This window comes from Psychromonas sp., assembly GCF_047632995.1.
Classification (GTDB): Bacteria; Pseudomonadota; Gammaproteobacteria; order Enterobacterales; family Psychromonadaceae; genus Psychromonas.
Genome location: NZ_JBLIEK010000193.1, coordinates 1 through 4,490, shown reverse-complemented (window position 1 = coordinate 4,490; position 4,490 = coordinate 1). Strand labels below are relative to the sequence as shown.

The window sequence follows — 4,490 nt, the reverse complement described above, 5'->3', positions numbered from 1 at the left end:
ATAACCCGCCGTAATTGACATGCCGCAGAAAATAAAACATAACAATGCAAATATAATTTCGAACCCATCAAAACCATGCGTGACGGCACGATAAGGTACGGCAATTGCGGCTAATAAAAACGTGCTCAAAAAGAACGAAACATTAAGCCAAAGAATACGGGGTTTATTCATTTCGCCTCCAACTCAGCAAATATAGAAAATAAAAAATTCAGCGTACAGATGTACACCTTAAGTGTATCTTAACATAATGCTCAGGTACGCAGCGTGTTTTTTTACAAAAATTTAACTTCAACCTCTGCACATTGCTTGGTACAGTCCTACACTGGGAATGCCTATAGGCTTCGGGATGCTATCGGAATAAGTAACGATTTAACTAAAAGGTCTAGTCATGAGTCGCATTAGAGCACAGCAAAAAGAAAAAACCCGCCGTCTGTTAATTGATGCAGCTTTCGCTCAATTAAGTGCTGAACGCAGTTTTTCAAATTTAAGTTTACGGGAAGTGACTAAAGCGGCAGGACTCTCACCAAACTCATTTTATCGTCATTTTTCGGATATGGAAGAGCTTGGTTTGATCTTGATTGACGAAGCAGGCTTAATGCTTAAACAACTAAGGTCTCAAGCCAGGCTGCGCATTAACAAAGGCGGTTCCGCCGTGAAAATATCCGTGTTGACTTTTATGGAGTTCATTGAACAATACGCTAATATTTTTCGCTTGTTATTACAGGAAAGAGCCGGTGTCTCAGCAGCATTTAGAGCCGCACTGAGCCGTGAAATAGATTCTTTTACGATGGTACTTTGCGGTTATTTACAGCAAGCTAACAAGTTAAATGCCGAGGTTGCTTACCTGCAAGCCAATGCAGCGATCACTATTGTTTTTAGTGCGGGTGCAGAGGCTTTAGATGTTGACCAAAAAAGACGGGATGATTTAACTAAACGCACTATTTTACAGTTGCAGATGATTGACAAAGGATCATTAGAGATGAACTCATATCAAACTGATTAACTAAGTTTCACCTGTTATTTCAGTATCTGAGGCGATGTTGACACCCTCCCCGGTAAATAAGAGTTACGAGTTACGGGCTACGAATTGCGAGCGACGAGCTACGATTTATACAAGAGCATTATATTTTCCCGAACGCGATTGTCTACTTATCTTGCTGTACTAGGGCTGTGATAGTGTCGGAAGATAAACAGAATTGTAATTAAAAAATTAATTACAATTTATTGACCTCCCCAGGCGAATTCCTGCATAGCGTTAAAATGCAGAACGTCTGCTTTCATAAGCCAGCGAGAAAGCACTAATAAGTTCATGATCATAGGGTTTTAAACCGGCAACGATGAGCTTTTTGATGCCTTTCCCAATCACTTTTTGCCCGTCAAAAATATCAAAATTCAGAAAACTATCCGCGCGCTTTGTCTCTACTTCAAAGTAAGAATCTGATAACTCCACATGCAGTGGATTATCAAGTGATAAAGATTCAAACTCAAAGCTCATACTGTTGTACATAACCAACGGGCGAGCAGGATTGAACATCACATTATGCTTTTTCATTAATGGCATCAACAGCGTGGGAAAATTTTGCCCTGAAAAAACCACATAGTTTTTAATTAACGATTTTATTAATACGGGATCATGGCTGGTATTGCCCTGTTTTTTAATTTCTAACACACTTTTACCCTGCTCATTAGTGATAATAATATGCTCACTATCAGCTTCCGGAAAGATGATGCCCATGTTCGCACCCACCATATTAGTAAAAGTAAAACTCATCGACTCACTGATCCCATATTCATATAAAGCCAACGCAAATAAGAGGTCACCCGGTACGCAGAAACGCTTATTATCAGGATCATGAAGCGGGTTAAAATCATGGCATTGCTGTTTCGCGAAGTCACTTGCCTGCTCGGCAGTAATACGCATTATATTGTCATATTTAGTGTAATAAGATTCTAATAACATTATGTTCTCTTAGATAAAAGGTTGGTTAAAATACAAAAATGGAGAAATAATGCCGGTCGAAGCACTTAATCTGCCGGTCAAACCGTTCGGGCAAATATGACCTTAAATAACAGTCTATTTATTTTTCCAATAGGTACTTTATTCTTGTTTTGAGAAGATCCTTCGCAATGCGGTTTTTGCCACCCCGTGGCACAATAATATCAGCATGTTGTTTAGAGGGTTCGATAAACTGTAAAAACATCGGACGGACTGTTTTTGTATATTGTGATAAAACGGAGTCCATCGTTCTTTCTCGCTCGGCCATATCCCGAACCAAACGGCGCATAAGGCAGATATCAAGGGGCGTATCAATAAAAATACTGACATCTATCTGCTCACGTAAAGCGGAATCCGTGAGTAATAATATACCTTCTAAAATGATCACTTTTTTGGCGGTCATTGTCTCTGATTGTAGTGTACGGGTATGCTCGGTATAACTGTAAACGGGGATATTAACGGCACGGTTCTCTTTTAGCATTTTAAGATGAGAGCACAACAACTCATGCTCAAATGCCTTAGGATGATCGTAATTAGTTAACTTGCGCAGCGCTAATTCAAGATGGCTTTGATCCCGATAATAGGAATCCTCGGAAATCATCCCTATTTGATTGGTCCCTAGCTCTTCACACAACTCTCGATAAATAGTATTTGCGATTAAACTTTTACCCGATGCAGAAGCGCCTGCGATTGCAATAACAACACAATTTTTTGAATCCAACTTAATAAACCTTAAATAAATAAATAAAAATCACAGATGCGGCTGTATTTGTTCAACCAAGTAGGCTAATCCATCTTGATCGTTTTGTGTGAACCTGTTTTTAATCGGGCTATCTATATCTAATAACAGCGCGGGTATTCCCCGTAGACTGATGGGTAAGACAATTTCAGATTGGCTGTTTGCATCACAGGCAATATGCCCGGAAAATTGATCCACATCAGCCACTCTTTGTATTGTATTGCTAGAAAATGCTGTCCCGCACACGCCTGTATTTAAGGGGATACGAATGCAGGCGGGCTGGCCTTGGAAAGGACCTAACACTAATTGATTATCCTTTAACAGGTAAAATCCGACCCAGTTAATATTATCCAAGTTCATATTGAGTAATGCACTGAGATTAGCAAGGTTTGCAGTTAAATCCGTTTCATCCGCAATTAATGCAACGGCTTGTTGGCTTAATAATTTATAATCTTTAAATGTCATTTTTTATCTTTATGGGTTCGGAAGTGAATGATCGCGATAATACACGAGCGGCTTGCGGTTGCAAATAGTTGCGGCGCTGATCTGAATATTCTTTCCCCCTGTCCATAATAAATCTTGGCAGATCGATTCTGCACTGTATTAGTAAAATGGCAACATACTGACTATGAATGCAGCAAGCAGGCTATCGGAATGGACATTAATTAAGATTAAAGGTTAAAAACAGCAAAAAAAATCCCCGGGTATTAAGCGAGGAATTTAACGGCACGAAGATATTAAGCATCTTTTTTTTCAGTATCAATTGCATCTATCTCTTCATCTGACAACCAAAGTTCATGGTTAGGATCAACTTTTTCTGAAATGGTAAGCTCAATCCCCATATCATATAATTCTTTCAGTGTTAAATTATCAGCCAGCCTCATCACTTGACCGGTCGCATTGTGAAAGTGCATAACTTCCTCCTTTTCCTATTACCTATTACCTACCTACCTACCTACCTACCTACCTACAATTCTAGTCCAGAATTGCCAAACAATAGGATAAATACAATTTCTTTGTCAGGAAATTGGGTGCTTTGTGGGTATCGCCAGGTAGAAAGTACGCTCCTCGGTTCACCGAGGGGTTGAGCTCAGCGGAAAAGTCGAGATCATTATGGGCAAGATAAGGAGCGTAAAATAACCTCAGGTAAAGGTTGTAAACGTTTGTTCTTATCCAGACAAACCATTTCAATATCACCAATAACAGCCGCTTTAGTCGCGCCGGGTCGCCACACCTCTTGTCTCCATAAGGTTTTATACTTACCATCAATTTGATAGGTTGTGCGAATATCGCAAATTTCAGCAAATTCAACACCATCTTGAAAGATCATATTCGCTTTATAGACTGCAAAACCAAGCCCATTTTCACGCCACAATTTATCCAGCAGATTGCTGTCAATCACGTGCTCACGGGCCCGTTCAAAATACTTCAGAAAATTAGGGTGATAAACCACCCCCGAATGGTCGGTATCTTCGTAATAAATCTGCACCGGATGATGATAAGTTTTATGCATAAGCGGTTCCAAAATTATTTTCATCTTTCCCCCCTAGCCCCTGATAATTAAACAATTCAGGTGATAAAACTGGGGTGTGATAAAAATCCTGACAGGCATTAATAAGCAGCATAGCCCGCTCAGACAATCCATTTTGCAAATAATTCATCACCCTGTCATGTACTTTATGTTTAAAACTCAATCGGTCAATGCTAACGCCACTGAGATTATCCACGCTGACATCAAATTTAAAACCACAACTT

Annotated in this window: 7 protein-coding genes; 1 reads left to right on the top strand and 6 read right to left on the bottom strand. The window is 39.7% G+C overall.

Features of this window, described 5'->3' with window-relative positions; genetic code table 11:
• The first annotated feature begins 388 nt into the window (after positions 1–388).
• Positions 389–1,003 carry an HTH-type transcriptional repressor FabR gene (gene fabR, locus ACJAT7_RS18025; RefSeq protein ID WP_415228183.1) on the top strand — a complete coding sequence of 205 codons (615 nt, stop codon included), beginning with the start codon at positions 389–391 and terminating at the stop codon, positions 1,001–1,003.
• A gap of 252 nt (positions 1,004–1,255) precedes the next feature.
• Here the strand turns inward: fabR and ACJAT7_RS18020 are convergent, their stop codons facing one another.
• The 6 genes from ACJAT7_RS18020 to ACJAT7_RS17995 form a co-directional block, all read right to left on the bottom strand.
• The gene (locus ACJAT7_RS18020) at positions 1,256–1,960 is read right to left on the bottom strand and encodes a DUF3581 domain-containing protein (RefSeq protein ID WP_415228182.1); all 705 of its coding nucleotides are present in this window, start codon (positions 1,958–1,960) and stop codon (positions 1,256–1,258) included.
• Between the two features lie 118 nt (positions 1,961–2,078).
• Entirely contained in the window at positions 2,079–2,717 is a 639-nt protein-coding gene (gene udk, locus ACJAT7_RS18015; RefSeq protein WP_415228181.1) for a uridine kinase, read from the bottom strand.
• 30 nt (positions 2,718–2,747) lie between these two features.
• Positions 2,748–3,200 carry a GAF domain-containing protein gene (locus tag ACJAT7_RS18010; protein WP_415228180.1) on the bottom strand — a complete coding sequence of 151 codons (453 nt, stop codon included), beginning with the start codon at positions 3,198–3,200 and terminating at the stop codon, positions 2,748–2,750.
• A 272-nt stretch (positions 3,201–3,472) separates the two neighbouring features.
• Positions 3,473–3,649: a hypothetical protein gene (locus tag ACJAT7_RS18005; RefSeq protein ID WP_415228179.1), complete on the bottom strand. Its 177-nt coding sequence runs from the start codon at positions 3,647–3,649 to the stop codon at positions 3,473–3,475.
• Between the two features lie 197 nt (positions 3,650–3,846).
• Positions 3,847–4,248: an acyl-CoA thioesterase gene (locus tag ACJAT7_RS18000; RefSeq protein ID WP_415228178.1), complete on the bottom strand. Its 402-nt coding sequence runs from the start codon at positions 4,246–4,248 to the stop codon at positions 3,847–3,849.
• On the bottom strand, positions 4,241–4,490 hold a 250-nt coding region (locus tag ACJAT7_RS17995; protein ID WP_415228177.1), incomplete at its 5' end, for an elongation factor P hydroxylase. The genes ACJAT7_RS17995 and ACJAT7_RS18000, both read right to left, overlap by 8 nt.

What these genes read in the sequence shown, in the direction of transcription:
- fabR (WP_415228183.1), top strand. Translation starts at nt 389, where the DNA reads ATGAGTCGCATTAGAGCACAGCAAAAAGAAAAAACCCGCCGTCTGTTA.
- ACJAT7_RS18020 (WP_415228182.1), bottom strand. Translation starts at nt 1,960, where the DNA reads ATGTTATTAGAATCTTATTACACTAAATATGACAATATAATGCGTATT.
- ACJAT7_RS18010 (WP_415228180.1), bottom strand. Translation starts at nt 3,200, where the DNA reads ATGACATTTAAAGATTATAAATTATTAAGCCAACAAGCCGTTGCATTA.
- ACJAT7_RS18005 (WP_415228179.1), bottom strand. Translation starts at nt 3,649, where the DNA reads ATGCACTTTCACAATGCGACCGGTCAAGTGATGAGGCTGGCTGATAAT.
- ACJAT7_RS18000 (WP_415228178.1), bottom strand. Translation starts at nt 4,248, where the DNA reads ATGCATAAAACTTATCATCATCCGGTGCAGATTTATTACGAAGATACC.